Here is a 15,226-nt window from a genome sequence, read left to right as displayed (position 1 = left end):
CCTCGATTTTTTGGCTCACTGCTTTCTTCTTCTGGTGCTGCTGTTTTTTTTGACTTGATTGAGATGATGTTTCTAAGCACATCTTTTTCACCATCTCTTCATTCACTTTGTTGACGTGCCTAATAATACCCAACTTTGCTTTTGTCCTCAGTGATGCAAGTATTTTGAGCTATTTTACCTCCTTGTCTTGCACCTGAATATACTTCTAGAGTCTAATAACTTAGATCCTGTCACCTTTTCTTTATTTTTCAGCAAGCCCTAACTACTAATGTACAGACGCGATGTTCCTCGCGTCTGTACCTACTAACCCTACCCTTACCTTAAGCCACTACCCTGCCTTAAGCCGCTACCTGCGGAAGCCGCTTCGCGTCTACGCGTCTACGTGTCTAGGGGTTCGTCAGTCGCTCATGGGGGACTCACCGGCCCCCACGACCGACAGGGAGGAGCCAGTGCGGTGGACGGGTTTCCCGGCATAAAGCACCTGGCGTTGGGGATTGGGGGCTAGGGGCCCCCTTTGGGGTTGGGGGAGGGACCCCCCTTGGGGCGCGCTGACTCACCACTAACCACTAACAATCAACAATCAACAACCAACCACTAACCACTAACCACTAACAATTGACAATGGATCAACAACTAACGACTATGAGAAACAAAATATTTATAGCTTGTGAATTTTATACAATTTAGTAAACAATTATCATTATCAAATTTATTATTTTTGTTGCGATCGCTCTAAGAACCAAAAGCTAGCTGAGATTCTATTCGTTCAATCGCTGATCGCCAAACTTCATATCCATTTTCGCTTAGATGTAAACCATCTGTGGTTAAATCTTCTCGCAAGTTTCCTTCAAAATCTGCAAACCAATTGTAGAGATTGAGATAATTTACTCCTTCTTTTTGGGCAATCAAAGCAAGTTGATGATTGAGAGTACGAATGCGGTTATTAGAAATAGTAGACAAGCGGCTTGGCAAGATAGATTGAACAATAATCATACTATCTGGATGATTGTGTCGTAAGCGTCGAATAATCAAGCGATGATTGCTTAAAATTGCCTCATCACTTTTACCTTGGCGTAAGTCGTTAATCCCAACCATGACATAAATGACACTCGGTTTGGTTTTGGCAAAAGCCGATAATCTTTTTAAAACACCACTAGAAGTATCTCCGGAAATTCCTTGATTCAACCACAATTTTTCACGCTTGAGCATTTCTTTTGGAAACCACATACTCAAGGAATCGCCAAGTAGGATACTCAAGCGATTTTTACCTTGGCCTTTAGCCATTGCTTTGGCTTCCATTGCCAACAAACTTTTCCAATCTTCATACGTTAATTGATGCTTATTGCCATCCCACAATGTTTTTAATTCTTCATCGGCTATACGTGTATAAATTTGACCAGCTTTGAGAGCAGCTAATCTATGATAATAAAGTTCATTTCCAGACGTAGGCTTCCAAATAGGTTTATAGCTTGGTGTTAAAAATGATTCTGTTGCTACAGATAAACTTTGCTCACTAAATTCTGGCGAAGAAGTTTCCAACGTGGGGACTAATGTCTCACTTACTACTGGCTGTAAGTTTTCTTTGTTCTTTCCATGTACTTGATGATCATCAGTATGAAAAATAGATTGTTGTGGTAAAGTCGATGCTGGTAAAACTAATCCTGTTAACAAGCCTGCTGCCAACAGATAAACATCCCTCATATCGTAATTTCTCCCAATAATTGCTCTTTTTCCCAAAAGCAGCGTTTTTTGGCTGGTATCAGGAAAATTCTTTATCAGCTAAATTATCACCTTTTACAGTATTTACACTGAATAAGTGTAATTAGCTAGCTTGTGAGATTAGTTTTACAATATCTTTAATGTATTTAGCTAGTGTTGCTCATGTCTAATTAATTACTATCATTAATAAATATTAGGGTTTTTACTAGATTGGCAATTATCATCACAATATGTTTTGACTGCTGAATTGTTTTCTGCAATCAAGTACTAACCACTGTACGGATTAAGCATCTGTAGAAAAAATTTTCGGTTTAATGGCAAGATAGGTATTTACATGCTAATTTCCTAACGCGAGACGTACCCACGTTACTCCTCACTCCTCAAACCGATAACGGCTGCCGATAATATAATCTTCACTCATTTCAAACGAAATCCATCCCCTCTGCCAACTCTCTGCCACAAAACCAGTTGTGTTAGAACCTGCAAATGGATCTAAAACTAAATCGCCTTCATCAGTTAAAAATTTGATAAAAAACTCCGCGAAACCCTGGGGAAAACGTGCAGGATGGGGTTGTATGCCTGCCGCTTTGCAGCGACGCAGGTATCCACTGTTGGATTCGGTATTGGCAATTTCTAGCAAGTTAGGTGGTATTGCGCCTTGATTATCTTTTTGGAAACGATCAGAAATATCATGTCCACTAGGACGCATTTTCGCTTTATAACCATTTTTAAGTAACTGCTTCATACTCTCGCTGTATGGCTTTAAAACTTTTCTATTATCTGCTTTCGGGTGAGGTGTTTTCGATAACCACCAAACTACATTAACTGAATCTTTGACACGAATTCGTCTAATTGTTACCCACTCCGCTGGGGTAGGCAATCGCGCTGGATTGTAGTGATAAAATTCTTGGGCAAGAAAAAAGCCGACTTCTTTGCACAGTCTGATTAATAATTCATATTGGTAGATACTGCGTACTGGATTGCCAGGTAGGTAAGCACCGCCTAAATCCAATATAAATGAGCCATCATCTACAAGTACCCGTTTAAATTCGTAGGCGAAAGGTAGAAACCATTCAATATATTTTTCAGCGTTTTGATTACCGTATTCTTTTTGACGTGTAAGTGCAAATGGCGGTGAAGTCAGGATTAAATTTATGCTGTTATCTTTGATAGATTTAATTAGTTCCTGGCTATCACCTAAATATGCTGAACCGTATTTTTGAGTATAATAGGGGGTTAAACTTATTGTTATTTGTGGTGTTATTTGTTCTTGTGTCAAGAGGATTTACATTTATAAGTTGTTATTAATTATTATTTAATTCCCCTCTTGTTTGCAAAGAGGGGTACTGGACAGGAAAATCCAGCAGAAATCAAACCTACCACTTTTTATAGGGAAGAAATTTACCAGACATAATCACTTTGACGCGATCGCCTTTGGGGTCTTCTTCTTTTTCTATATCCAAAGTAAAATCAATTGCGCTCATGATTCCATCGCCAAACTTTTCGTGAATCACCGCTTTCATTGGCATTCCATACACCTGCATAATTTCGTAGAAACGGTAAATCAGAGGATCTGTTGGTACAATAGGGCCTAATCCTTTTACAGGATATTCTGTTAATTCTTCCACATCACTTTCATCAAGTCCTAATGCTTCCACTAATTGTTTTGCCTCTTCCTCGGAAGCACTAGCTTGACGATAGATTACAGCCGCAATCCAGACTTCATCACGTCCCAAAATCTTTTCTAAATCTGTAAAGCTTAGTCCCTTGTCTTTTTTCGCCGCCAATAGCTTTTGAGTTATTTCGGGAATAGACACTTTCAGACTCCTTGTGCTAACCAACTGCTGGTCTAAGATTATATATTGCGATCGCTTTTTTATTAATCTAAAAATTAGATTAGCGTTCAATTTATGAGCTTACATACTTTTGGTTTATTAGAATGTTTTTATCCCGTTATTGGTCTTTTCATAATATAGGCAATCTCACCATATCCAGGCTGTCCCGTTAGTCCTTGTAAATTATTATGTTCAATATCCTCATCTTGACCGAGTTTGCTTGTCCATTTACCACTAGGAAGCTGTCTAGCAACATGCGTTGGTACTTTGTTTGAATTAGCATATATTGCTATTTTTTGAAACCCTTCTTCCAAGCCATGATCTTCACAGACTTCATAACCGAGTGTCTGAAATGCTTGTTTAAAAGCTTCAATAGTTTCTTCTCTGGGAACACCTGGGGGCCAGTAGTGTAAACCTTGAGTATCTGGCCACCACCAATTTTGATCATCCTCTGCTGCCCAAGCTACACAGTTGTAGTCAGGAGTATCTGCACTTGTAAGTTTATAGCCGTGGGTAATTAAATTGGGATAATCACGTTCAATCCATGATTTTACAGTCCTTATCCAAAAATTATTACCTACCACTTATAGCCCTTTCTCCTACCCCACTCAAGCCAAGCTTTAGTCATCTCTTTTGTGTTTCCTTTACACTCTGGAGGTACAGGATCTTCTCTGGTAATAGATTTTAGTGCCCAAAACCATTGTCCAGATTTTTTTTCAAGCTCTCTTAGTAGTAGTGGTATTGCAACTTCACCCATTCCAATAATTTGTTGATATGCAGGATGCATCGACATTTGATTAGTAGATGATACCCCACGATTTTCTTCGCGCCATTGTTTAACAAGCGCTGTAAAAGTGGCTTCTATCTCAACTTGTTTAAAAATAGACAGATATTTGGAACGATTTGCCAATTCACATTTACGATGTCTAGTGCTTTTTGGAGGGAGTAAAGTTTTAGATTTATTCTCTAAATAATTTGAGTATAAACTAGTCTTTAGCTTGGCTTTAGGAATCTCATTTGTAGATTTAATTGCTAGATAATTTTTGTGAGAGTACTTTGCATTTTTTTGGTATTTTTGAAGCCAAAGATTATCTTTTTCTGTAACTACCATTTCTATAACCTCTACTCTACACTGAGGTAATTCAAGTATGGAATATTTGCTCTGCTTAACATCAATTCGATAGCTTTTGCCTTTCTATCCGCTCTATCTAACTGTTCACGTAATTGTTCTAAATCTATTGAATCCAAAGCTACAAAAAATTCATGTTTGCCATCTAAATCAGCATATTCAATTTTCAGCATATGAACTATTGCAACACCTGCTGGGCCTTTTTCTATGTCTGACTCAAATACGGGACGCATATCTGTCAAAACACGAGAGCGTGTAAATACACGCTCATGATCGCGCACGACATTTATTGCTTTGGAGGCAACGCTAAGTACACCATTAAACTCTAAGAAAGTGGTTAATGTCCTCTCAAATTCTTGTTTTTGTTCGTTGGAAATGTATGGAAGCTCTTCATCATCTTGAACAGATTGAGCAATTCTCTCTACAAGCTCTTCTGTTGACTCACCAGAGTAGTCTCGGAAGTTATATAAAGAAATTAAAGCTTCTACAATATCTACGATTTCTTCTACAGTCAAAGTCTGAACTTTTGAAGCCACTGCTGAAGCTAAATCCTCAATCAGCAGCAATGGGGGAGCCTGCTTTAAAGCCTCAATAAACTCGTCTACAGTTTTGTTGTCAATGCTTAAGAGTTTCTCGAACCCAGGCTTATATCTGTCTGGGATTTGTAGTTCTTCCATATTGCTCCTACTGCATTACAACGACCTAATACTTAAAATTACTACAAACTCTTATGAGACTGGTAAATGCTCTACTTACTTAATTACAAGCTATTTTTAACAAAACTTTATTTTTGAAATTACTAAAATTCTAACAAATCTATTGCTTCCACTTTTAGAAATTGTTTTGTAAGCAAACAATGGTTAATTTGATTATTCAAACAAAATCCCCCACCTATCGGCAGGGGATTTTTATTACTTAGCTAACAAAACTAGCAGCCGGGTTAGCCGAATTTACCAGCCGTCGAGGCAATGAGGAATGCTGCGTAGGTTAGGACGTAGCCCACAGAGAAGTGAACTAAACCAACCAAACGAGCTTGAACAATAGACAGAGCAACGGGCTTGTCTTTCCAGCGAACCAAGTTCGCAATTGGAGTCCGTTCGTGGGCCCAAACAAGAGTTTCGATCAACTCTTGCCAGTAACCTCTCCAGGAGATGAGGAACATGAAACCGGTTGCCCAAACTAGGTGTCCGAAGAGGAACATCCAAGCCCAAACAGACAGGTTGTTCATGCCGTAGGGATTGTAACCGTTGATCAATTGAGCGGAGTTAGCCCACAGATAATCACGGAACCAGCCCATTAAGTAAGTAGAAGATTCGTTGAACTGAGCAACGTTACCTTGCCAAATACCTAGATGCTTCCAGTGCCAGTAGAAGGTTACCCAACCTACTGTGTTTAATGCCCAGAAGGTAGCAAGGTAGAAGGAGTCCCAACCGGAGATGTCGCAAGTACCGCCACGACCAGGACCGTCGCAAGGGAAGGCATAGCCGAAGTCCTTTTTATCGGGCATCAGCTTAGAACCACGAGCATCCAAAGCACCTTTAACCAATATCAAGGTGGTGGTGTGGATAGCTAGGGCGAAGGCATGGTGTACTAGGAAGTCACCAGGGCCAATGGTTAAGAAGAGGGAGTTAGTGCCAGAGTTGATTGCATCCAGCCAACCAGACAACCAAACGTTGCCGTAGTTGGGATAAGCTGTGTAAGCAACGCTATCTGGGTTGGACAACAGAACGTTGAGTCCGTACAGCACTTTACCGTGAGAAGCTTGGATGAATTGAGCAAACACTGGCTCAATCAAAATTTGCTTTTCAGGTGTGCCAAAAGCAACTACTACGTCGTTGTGAACATACAGACCCAAGGTGTGGAAGCCTAAGAATAGGGATACCCAGCTTAGGTGAGAGATGATCGCTTCTTTGTGCTTCAGCACGCGCTCAAGTACGTTGCCCTTGTTTTGTTCGGGATCGTAGTCACGTACCCAGAAGATGGCACCGTGAGCGAAAGCACCGAGCATCAAGAATATAGCAATGTACTGGTGGTGAGTGTACAGCGCTGCCTGAGTTGTGTAGTCCTTAGCAATAAATGCGTAAGGAGGCAGGGAGTACATGTGCTGGGCTACCAGGGAGGTGATTACACCCAAGCAAGCTAGGTGCCAACCCAACTGGAAGTGCAAAGAATTGTTGTAGGTTTCATAAATGCCTTGGTGAGGCATGTTGAAGGGGCCTTCAACGGGCTTACCGAAGAAGGTTTTGGCATCCATCATTTCTTTGATGCTGTGACCGATGCCAAAGTTGGTGCGGTACATGTGACCAGCAACGATGAACAGAACTGCGATCGCTAGGTGGTGGTGAGCCATATCAGTCAACCACAGCGATTCAGTCTGGGGATGGAAACCACCCAAGAAGGTGAGAATTGCACTACCAGCACCTTGGGAAGTACCAAACACATGGCTAGCGGTGTCCGGGTTTTGAGCGTAAACACCCCAGTTACCAGTGAAGAAGGGCTGTAAGCCAGCTGGGTGAGGTAAGGTGCTGAGGAAGTTATCCCAGCCTACATGCTGTCCGCGAGATTCAGGGATCGCAACGTGGACTAAGTGACCAGTCCAAGCCAGTGAACTTACACCAAACAGACCTGCCAAGTGGTGGTTAAGACGAGACTCAGCCATCTTGAACCAAGCCAGGCTTGGGCGGAATTTGGGTTGTAAGTGCAGCCAACCTGCAAACAGGAACAAGGATGCCAACACCAGGAGGAAAATAGAACCCATGTAAAGGTCACCATTTGTCCGCATACCGATGGTGTACCACCAGTGGTAAACACCAGAGTAGGCAATATTTACTGGGTTGCTAGCACCGCCTTGAGTAAAAGCTTCTACCGCAGGTTTACCAAAGTGAGGATCCCAAATCGCGTGAGCAATAGGACGGATATGAAGGGGATCTTTAATCCACTGTTCAAAGTTACCTTGCCAGGCTACGTGGAAGAGAAGGCTGGAAGCCCACAGGAAAATGATTGCCACGTGACCGAAGTGAGTAGCGAAAATCTTTTGGTAAAGATTTTCTTCAGTCATGCCATCATGGCTTTCAAAATCATTTCCCATAGCCATCGCATACCAGATCCGACGTGTAGTCGGATCTTGTGCGAGATCCTGGCTAAATTTTGGAAATTTTGTTGCCATAGGTTTTCGATAAGTCCTCTGACTTTTAGCCATCACGTATCAGCGTTGGTTAGTTGTTAGTTGTTAGTTGCTTGTTGTTAGTTGTTAGTTGCTTGTCGTCTGTTGTTTGTAACAAAACAACAATCAACCATCAACCACCAACAAATCCTAACTACTAACGACTAACTCTTCAGGCTGATTGCTAGCCTATTGAAAGGATGTGTGCGTGGAAGAATGCCCAGGTTGTGGCAATTCCTCCTAGTAGGTAGTGAGCTACACCTACAGCCCGACCTTGAATAATACTCAGAGCGCGGGGCTGAATTGAGGGTGCTACTTTCAGTTTATTATGCGCCCAAACAATGGACTCAATCAGTTCTTGCCAGTAGCCACGACCACTGAACAGGAACATTAAGCTGAATGCCCAAACGAAGTGTGCGCCCAAGAACATCAATCCATAAGCTGACAGTGCGCTGCCATAGGAATTAATGACTTGTGTAGCTTGTGCCCATAAGAAATCACGCAACCAGCCATTAATGGTGATGGCACTCTGGGCAAAGTTACCACCAGTGACATGAGACACGTTACCAGCTGCGTCTACTGTTCCCCAGACGTCAGATTGCATCTTCCAGCTGAAGTGGAAAATAGCGATCGAGATGGTGTTGTACATCCAGAACAGTCCCAGGAATACGTGATCCCAACCAGATACTTGGCAGGTACCGCCACGACCAGGACCATCACAGGGGAAGCGGAAGCCCAGGTTTGCTTTGTCTGGAATTAGACGAGAGCTACGAGCAAACAGGAATCCTTTTAGAAGAATTAGGGTGGTGACATGAATTTGGAATGCGTGAATATGGTGGATCATGAAGTCCGCCGTACCCAACGCGATCGGCATCATTGCCACTTTGCCACCTACAGCGAGGATACCACCGCCGAAGGCATAGCTGACAGGTTCAAGTGCATTAGGTGCGGTTGCACCAGGAGCTAGGGTGTGTAGGTTTTGTACCCACTGAGCAAACACCGGTTGCAACTGAATTGCTGTGTCAGAGAACATGTCTTGGGGACGGCCCAAGGCACGCATTGTGTCGTTGTGAACGTATAGTCCAAAGCTATGGAAGCCGAGGAAGATACATACCCAGTTCAGGTGAGAGATGATTGCATCTCGGTGACGAATTACGCGATCCAAAACGTTGTTTTGGTTCACTACTGGGTCGTAATCGCGCACCATAAAGATGGCAGCGTGGGCTGCACCACCAACAATTAAGAAGCCGCCAATCCACATGTGGTGAGTGAAAATACACAGTTGGGTGGCGTAGTCTGTTGCCAAGTACGGATACGGAGGCATCGCGTACATGTGGTGTGCCACGATAATGGTCAATGAACCCAGCATGGCAAGGTTAGTGCCTAACTGCGCGTGCCAGGATGTGGTCATATTTTCATAGAGACCCTTGTGACCATCACCAGTGAAGGGACCTTTGTGGTTTTCGAGGATCTCTTTAATGCTGTGACCGATACCCCAGTTGGTACGGTATTGGTGACCAGCAATGATGAACAATACCGCGATCGCCAAGTGGTGATGAGCAATGTCTGTCATCCACAAGCCGCCTGTAACTGGGTTAAGACCTCCCTTGAAGGTGAGGAAGTCTGAATATACACCCCAGTTCAGGGTGAAAAATGGTGCAAGACCCTTGGCAAAGCTAGGATAAAGGTTGATCAAATTCGCTGAGTTCAAGATGAACTCGTGCGGCAAGGGGATATCCTTGACAGCGACTCCTGCATCTAACAGCTTGTTTGTTGGCGCGGATACGTGGATGATGTGACCAGCCCAGCCCAAAGAACCACAACCTAGCAGTACTTGCAAGTGGTGATTCAGCATGGACTCAACATTCTGGAACCATTCCAACTTGGGAGCACGCTTGTGGTAGTGGAACCAACCAGCAAACAAGAGTAAGCCTGCTAGTACTAGACCACCGATCGCAGTGCAGTACAGTTGGAACGAGTTGGTGATTCCCCAACCACGCCAAACTTGGAACAAGCCAGAAGTAATCTGAATACCGTGGAAGCCGCCACCGACATCCCCATTCAAAATATCTTGACCAACGATTGGCCAAACGACTTGAGCACTGGGTCTAACGTTGAGAGGGTCGCTTAACCAAGCTTCGTAATTGGAAAAACGAGCGCCGTGGAAAATCATCCCGCTCAGCCACAGGGTCACTACGGCTAAGTGACCGAAGTGTGCTGCAAATATCTTGCGGGAAATGTCTTCTAAATCGCTTGTATGTGTATCAAAATCGTGGGCGAGTGCGTGCAGGTTCCAAATCCACGTAGTGGTTTTGGGGCCTTTGGCTAGAGTTCTGTCGAAGTGTCCTGGCTTAGCCCACCGCTCAAAAGAAGTAGGAACCGGGTCGTTATCGACTATCACTCTTGCCTTTTTTTCCTCTCGCTCCGGAGGACTGATTGTCATTCGACCTCCTCTCTTAAAAAGGACTGAGGAATTATGGGTACCACAGGATGTCTTCTTTAGGCTTTTGTAAAGCTTAGTCGCCTTCTCCATTAATTTTTTGGAGCTGCGATGAAGACCTTGTGTGGAGAGTGGTTTCTGTTGAATTATAAAGTCTTCTCTCGCACATTGTTGGAGACATTTTAACAATAATTCAAAATCCTTGGAGTAACTGCGTAATCTGCTTTTTGAGTTCAAAGCACTTGTCAAAAAGTCAATAGTTTCTCCATATATTTTACAAAGGTAAACAATTCGCAAACTTTATAGTTCAATTTCAAGCAACCTACTCTATCTTTTAGTTACAACCTTATTGCCAGATCGGGGTATTTATGTTATATGGGCAACTAAATGATGGTTAAATTACTATTAAGAAAAATAGTTATCTTAATGACATAAGATTAATTTATGCTGTCATAAGTAAATAAAAATTCAGATTTTCTGCTAAGGGTCAGGGAGATTTCACCAAAGCGACGGGGATGCTATACGCTTTAAGTCGCCCTGTCGCGGTAATCGGTAATCGGTAATGGGAAAACCAATTACCAATTACCAAATTCCTCGCCCACAAAGGGACGAGGAATTTCACCTTTTGGCTCATGTTTTTCAGTGGGTACTTTGAGCCAAAATAATCTGTCAGTTGTTAATGAGTAAGTGAAAAACATGAACTCGCGGCGGACGACGGCTGTAACTCTCCTAAAGTCGCTAATCGCTTTAGTACTGGTATTAAGTCTGACTAGTTGTGGTGAAAAAGCTGTTAGTCAAGAACCATCTGCTAGCTTCCAGCAAAACCCCGAAATTTCGACAAAGCAATTCTCAGAAGTTCCCCCACCAATCGTTATCCAAGAACTACGGCAAACTACGGACTTATACAGTCCCCAAGTATCAATAATTTCCCCCAAATCCGATGAAATCCTTCAAGATAACACAGTCACAGTCCGTTTTCAGGTCAAGGATCTTCCTATTTATAAAGACTCGAAATTAGACTTAGGCCCCCATCTCCAGGTAATTCTGGACAATCAACCCGACATAGAAGTCTATGATCTGAATCAACCTTTAGTCTTATCTGACTTACCTCCAGGTACTCATACTCTCCGTGTTTTTGCCTCTCGTCCTTGGCACGAAAGCTATAAGAATGAAGGTGCTTACGCCCAAACAACATTTCATGTTTTCACTAAGAGTGATACTAATAACCCTGATCCAGCATTGCCCTTGTTAACCTACAACCGTCCTGATGGTAACTATGGGGCAGAACCGATTTTACTAGACTTCTATTTAACCAATGCGCCGTTACATCTGCTAGCCAAAGACAATCCTGATAATCTATTCGCAGATTGGCGTATTCGCTGCACAATTAATGGTGAAAGCTTTGTGCTTGACCGCTGGCAAGCAGTTTACCTGAAAGGTTTTAAACCAGGTAAAAACTGGGTAAAACTGGAATTCCTCGACAACCAGGGCAATCCCGTCAAGAATGAATTTAACAGTACGGTTCGGCTGCTAACCTACGAACCCAAGGGTAAAGACACTCTTTCTAAAATAGTTAGAGGGGAACTGTCAAAAGATCAAGTTCGCTCAATTGTAGATCCTAATTACACAACTAAGCTACCAACTGCTGAACCAACACCAGAAATACAGCCCAAGGAAGAAAAACAACCTGTTCCTGAAATAGAACCCACACCCATCCCTACCGCAACACCAACTGCTGAACCAACACCAGAAATACAGCCCAAGGAAGAAAAACAACCTGTTCCTGAAATAGAACCCACACCCATCCCTACCGCAACACCGACTGCTGAACCAACACCAGAAATACAGCCTAAGGAAGAAAAACAACCTGTTCCTGAAATAGAACCTCAACCATTACCGCAAAACCAGCCAAAAAAACCAAGGTTTGGTGGATTTTTCAATCGTCGGGCGCACAAGATGCCTACACCACAACAAACAGTGGAACCATCGCCTAGCCTACCTCCTACCCTACCGGAGATTATTGAGACTCCAACTTCAGAAAAAACAGAAGCACCACAGCTAGAGGTTTTGCCAGAAGCCGAGCCACAATTATTACCTCAAAAAGTTGCTCCCCAACCAGAAAAACCAGAATTAGGACGATATTTCAATCGTCGTCAGTACCCTAATGCCGCACCATCTCCAAGTTTGCCCTATGCTCAACCAAAGATTATTCAGCCTTCTGTACCAGAACAACCAAGCAGCGAAACCCAAAATCAATCGTGACTGTGTTTGCTGAAAGCTGAACCAATACTTTTGATTTGGTACAAGCAGAGTAGCTACTCTACTCTGCCATTTTTTTATAGATATAGCGAAATTTTTTACCAAGACTCCGCGCCACTTTGCGTTTTCCTTTGCGATCCTCTGCGTTACTTTCCGTATACTCTACAGTAGTATGAATTTTGTTATATACCGAAGTTGAAATAAATCTGAAGCATGTTACACAACTTAGTTTGAGCCAAACAGCCTTAGCTAGCCTGCAAAAATACTCAACTGCAAATGCTGGGATAATGCTTCAACAAAAGCGATCGCACCCACAGGATTACCTACAGGATCTAATGGGGGACTATAACAAGCGATCGCACCTTCACCCGGCACTATCGCTAGAAGTGTACCACTAATGCCTGATTTCATCGGCAAACCAATCTGTACAGCATATTGAAAAGAAGCTTCGTACAGCCCACAAGTTAACATCAAAGCATTGACAATCTGACGATGTTTCGATGAAACTAATTCACTTGCAAAAGCGAGAATTTTTCCCAGATAGGCTAAGTCTGTAACTGTCCCAGATAAACAGCATATTTGTTCATAGGTGTCAAGAGCGATTACTGGATTATTTACATAACCAGCCTCGGCTAAATAGTGGGTAATATCTCGGTTAGTTTGAGAACCTGCTGAACGTACCGAAGCGAGGGTAACTTCATCCAACTTAAGTTGACAACCAGCGATTTGATTCAGCCATTGACAGAATTTTTGAGTGCGATCGCTAGCGTTATTTCCTGGTAATTTATCAGCAATGGTAATTGCTCCACTGTTGATCATCGGGTTACGAGGATATCCACCATCAGCCACTAATTGTTCTATAGAATTGAACGCATCAAGGGAAGGTTCAACCCCAACCCAGCGAAAAACCTTTTCTACTCCCAAATCTTCCAGTAGATACAGCAATGAAAACGGCTTAATAGCACTCATGAAGGGAAAAACACAAGCCGTATCGCCTGCACCGATACTTTCTCCTGATGGATAACAGATTTGCACAGCAAACCAACTGGAATTAGCTACAGCCAAACTGGGAATACGTTCAGCAACTTGTCCTTGAGATGCTGGGATTTTGGCTTGTTGTATCCAAGTTAGTAACTCGCTGGTAGTGAGTGTTTCTAGTTTTCTCAAAGCTGCCTAGTCTTTGATATGAAAGATGTATCTTAAAGAATAAGCGATCGCGCCAAGTGCTGTTTCATCTGTTGGCTGTTGTCTTGATACTGCCGTCGCAAGTGTGGCAGTTTGGAAACACTGACTTATCATTGCTGTAAGTTAGACTTGTATGCACCTGCGTATTTTCTCGTACTTCTGTTAAAAATTCACATGGTTTACATAACTTTATACAACGATTTTTGCAACTATTCTGTGTGGAGTGATCCGGCACGGCTAGCTCAATTCCCATGAGCATGAATAACGACTCCAAAAATCCCTCTGCTTGTCGTCCAGGCAAATGAAACACTGATTGAATCGTTCCCATAGTGGCGATTGCCACATCAGAGTAATAATTCGATGCTCCCTTTCTCCCCGTTTTCTGTTGATTGCGCCACTGCTCGATGACTTCTTCATTCACCCAAAAAGTTATACTGCCTCGAAGCTTTAGTGCTGCATCATAGGCGTTCCAATTCTTAACTTTGTACTGGGCTTTCGTCTTCATCTCTGGGCTAGGCGGTGATAAAACATCGGCGATAGGTAAAATTTACCATTTTGTCTATTCACGCAACAACGCCCTTTTGAAGCTGACTCAATATGTAGCACATTAATTGCATTCAGTACCGGCTTAGGCAGAAATGCTTGAGCCTTTTTAATACAGAAGCTGGACTGGGCAGTGAAAATTTTAAGCTTTCTCAGCCAAACCCTAATCTCTGGAGTTCTCCATGTCAGACTCAGGCACTCTTCTAGAAGCTGCTGTTTTAATCACCATCATTGGTGAAACGGTCTCAAAGACCGTATTGTTAAGCTGCTAAAAAGCCATACAGATCAACTGGCATTCATATTTGCGAACTTAGCCCGAAGAGCTAGAAATATAATAATGGGTAATAATGCCAGGATACGCTTATTAGCGATCTCACCAACTCAATATAAGTTTTGGTATTTTGGTCAATGCGATCGCAGAATTTACATTCCAAAAATTTAGGGCTATCTAACAGTTATTGACCTATAGTGTCATGTCTGTTTGGGTCTTTTTTCTCCTTTTTTTTCTGAGGATCTTTTTTGGGTTTTTTGGCTTCTCTATTGCCATTTTTTTTCTTTGACATTATTACTCTCCAATATTGGTGCTTAATTAGTGGGATGAAATAAACGTACTAATTAAACTTTAAGTTTATGTAGTTATTTGATGCTGACGAGTACAAAAAATAATTCACTTGTAGGTTAAGCTACGGATTGTTATCATCATTCCTCCGATTTATTTTAGTTAGACTTATCCTGAGCAAATCTGCCTACCTAAAATTTATTTCTCTATTTACATATAATCTCAAGACTTCACTAGCAGCAGTATTGGCCACCTTACTAATGTGTGGCATTATCGCAGTTATTTTATTGTTATTATAGCAGTTACATTTCCCTAAATATTTTATATACAGCAGATTTCATCTGAGTGAGGTACAGAAGAACCTCACCCGCGCTACGCGCACTCTCCCCGCAAG

11 protein-coding genes are annotated in these 15,226 nt (G+C 42.4%); 1 reads left to right on the top strand and 10 read right to left on the bottom strand.

What is annotated here, in order from left to right; translation table 11 throughout:
- Positions 1–732 precede the first annotated feature (732 nt).
- The 8 genes from UYI_RS0113925 to psaA form a co-directional block, all read right to left on the bottom strand.
- Positions 733–1,701 (bottom strand): SGNH/GDSL hydrolase family protein, encoded by a 969-nt coding sequence (locus UYI_RS0113925; protein ID WP_016867268.1) that lies wholly within the window; start codon positions 1,699–1,701, stop codon positions 733–735.
- 391 nt (positions 1,702–2,092) lie between these two features.
- Positions 2,093–2,998 carry a DNA-methyltransferase gene (locus tag UYI_RS0113920; RefSeq protein ID WP_016867267.1) on the bottom strand — a complete coding sequence of 302 codons (906 nt, stop codon included), beginning with the start codon at positions 2,996–2,998 and terminating at the stop codon, positions 2,093–2,095.
- 97 nt (positions 2,999–3,095) lie between these two features.
- Positions 3,096–3,536 (bottom strand): cyanase, encoded by a 441-nt coding sequence (cynS, locus tag UYI_RS0113915; RefSeq protein WP_016867266.1) that lies wholly within the window; start codon positions 3,534–3,536, stop codon positions 3,096–3,098.
- A 128-nt stretch (positions 3,537–3,664) separates the two neighbouring features.
- Positions 3,665–4,138, bottom strand: a complete 474-nt coding sequence (locus UYI_RS0113910) for a DUF7689 domain-containing protein (RefSeq protein WP_016867265.1) — start codon at positions 4,136–4,138, stop codon at positions 3,665–3,667.
- On the bottom strand, positions 4,132–4,665 hold the full coding sequence (locus UYI_RS38960) for a hypothetical protein (protein WP_016867264.1): 534 nt from the start codon (positions 4,663–4,665) through the stop codon (positions 4,132–4,134). Before UYI_RS38960 ends, UYI_RS0113910 begins: the two co-directional genes overlap by 7 nt.
- Before the next feature lie 11 nt (positions 4,666–4,676).
- Complete coding sequence (locus UYI_RS0113900) at positions 4,677–5,360, bottom strand: hypothetical protein (protein ID WP_016867263.1); 684 nt, start codon at positions 5,358–5,360, stop codon at positions 4,677–4,679.
- 263 nt (positions 5,361–5,623) lie between these two features.
- Positions 5,624–7,849 (bottom strand): photosystem I core protein PsaB, encoded by a 2,226-nt coding sequence (gene psaB / locus UYI_RS0113895; protein WP_016867262.1) that lies wholly within the window; start codon positions 7,847–7,849, stop codon positions 5,624–5,626.
- A 181-nt stretch (positions 7,850–8,030) separates the two neighbouring features.
- The gene (gene psaA, locus UYI_RS0113890) at positions 8,031–10,289 is read right to left on the bottom strand and encodes a photosystem I core protein PsaA (protein WP_016867261.1); all 2,259 of its coding nucleotides are present in this window, start codon (positions 10,287–10,289) and stop codon (positions 8,031–8,033) included.
- A gap of 693 nt (positions 10,290–10,982) precedes the next feature.
- Here psaA and UYI_RS0113880 point away from each other — a divergent pair.
- Positions 10,983–12,548, top strand: a complete 1,566-nt coding sequence (locus UYI_RS0113880) for a hypothetical protein (RefSeq protein ID WP_016867259.1) — start codon at positions 10,983–10,985, stop codon at positions 12,546–12,548.
- A gap of 246 nt (positions 12,549–12,794) precedes the next feature.
- Here the strand turns inward: UYI_RS0113880 and UYI_RS0113875 are convergent, their stop codons facing one another.
- On the bottom strand, positions 12,795–13,712 hold the full coding sequence (locus UYI_RS0113875) for a glutaminase (protein WP_016867258.1): 918 nt from the start codon (positions 13,710–13,712) through the stop codon (positions 12,795–12,797).
- 64 nt (positions 13,713–13,776) lie between these two features.
- The gene (locus UYI_RS32595; protein WP_016867257.1) at positions 13,777–14,235 is read right to left on the bottom strand and encodes a transposase; all 459 of its coding nucleotides are present in this window, start codon (positions 14,233–14,235) and stop codon (positions 13,777–13,779) included.
- Between the last annotated feature and the right edge of the window lie 991 nt (positions 14,236–15,226).

The sequence above is a fragment of the Fischerella muscicola PCC 7414 genome, from assembly GCF_000317205.1.
GTDB classification, from domain to species: domain Bacteria; phylum Cyanobacteriota; class Cyanobacteriia; order Cyanobacteriales; family Nostocaceae; genus Fischerella; species Fischerella muscicola.
Note: the sequence above shows the minus strand (reverse complement) of the source record. Positions and strands in the feature narration are given on the sequence as shown.

Excerpts from the sequence above, each read along its gene's own strand:
- UYI_RS0113880 (WP_016867259.1), top strand. The coding sequence starts at position 10,983 with ATGAACTCGCGGCGGACGACGGCTGTAACTCTCCTAAAGTCGCTAATC.
- UYI_RS38960 (WP_016867264.1), bottom strand. The coding sequence starts at position 4,665 with ATGGTAGTTACAGAAAAAGATAATCTTTGGCTTCAAAAATACCAAAAA.
- UYI_RS0113900 (WP_016867263.1), bottom strand. The coding sequence starts at position 5,360 with ATGGAAGAACTACAAATCCCAGACAGATATAAGCCTGGGTTCGAGAAA.
- UYI_RS0113925 (WP_016867268.1), bottom strand. The coding sequence starts at position 1,701 with ATGAGGGATGTTTATCTGTTGGCAGCAGGCTTGTTAACAGGATTAGTT.
- psaA (WP_016867261.1), bottom strand. The coding sequence starts at position 10,289 with ATGACAATCAGTCCTCCGGAGCGAGAGGAAAAAAAGGCAAGAGTGATA.
- UYI_RS32595 (WP_016867257.1), bottom strand. The coding sequence starts at position 14,235 with ATGAAGACGAAAGCCCAGTACAAAGTTAAGAATTGGAACGCCTATGAT.
- psaB (WP_016867262.1), bottom strand. The coding sequence starts at position 7,849 with ATGGCAACAAAATTTCCAAAATTTAGCCAGGATCTCGCACAAGATCCG.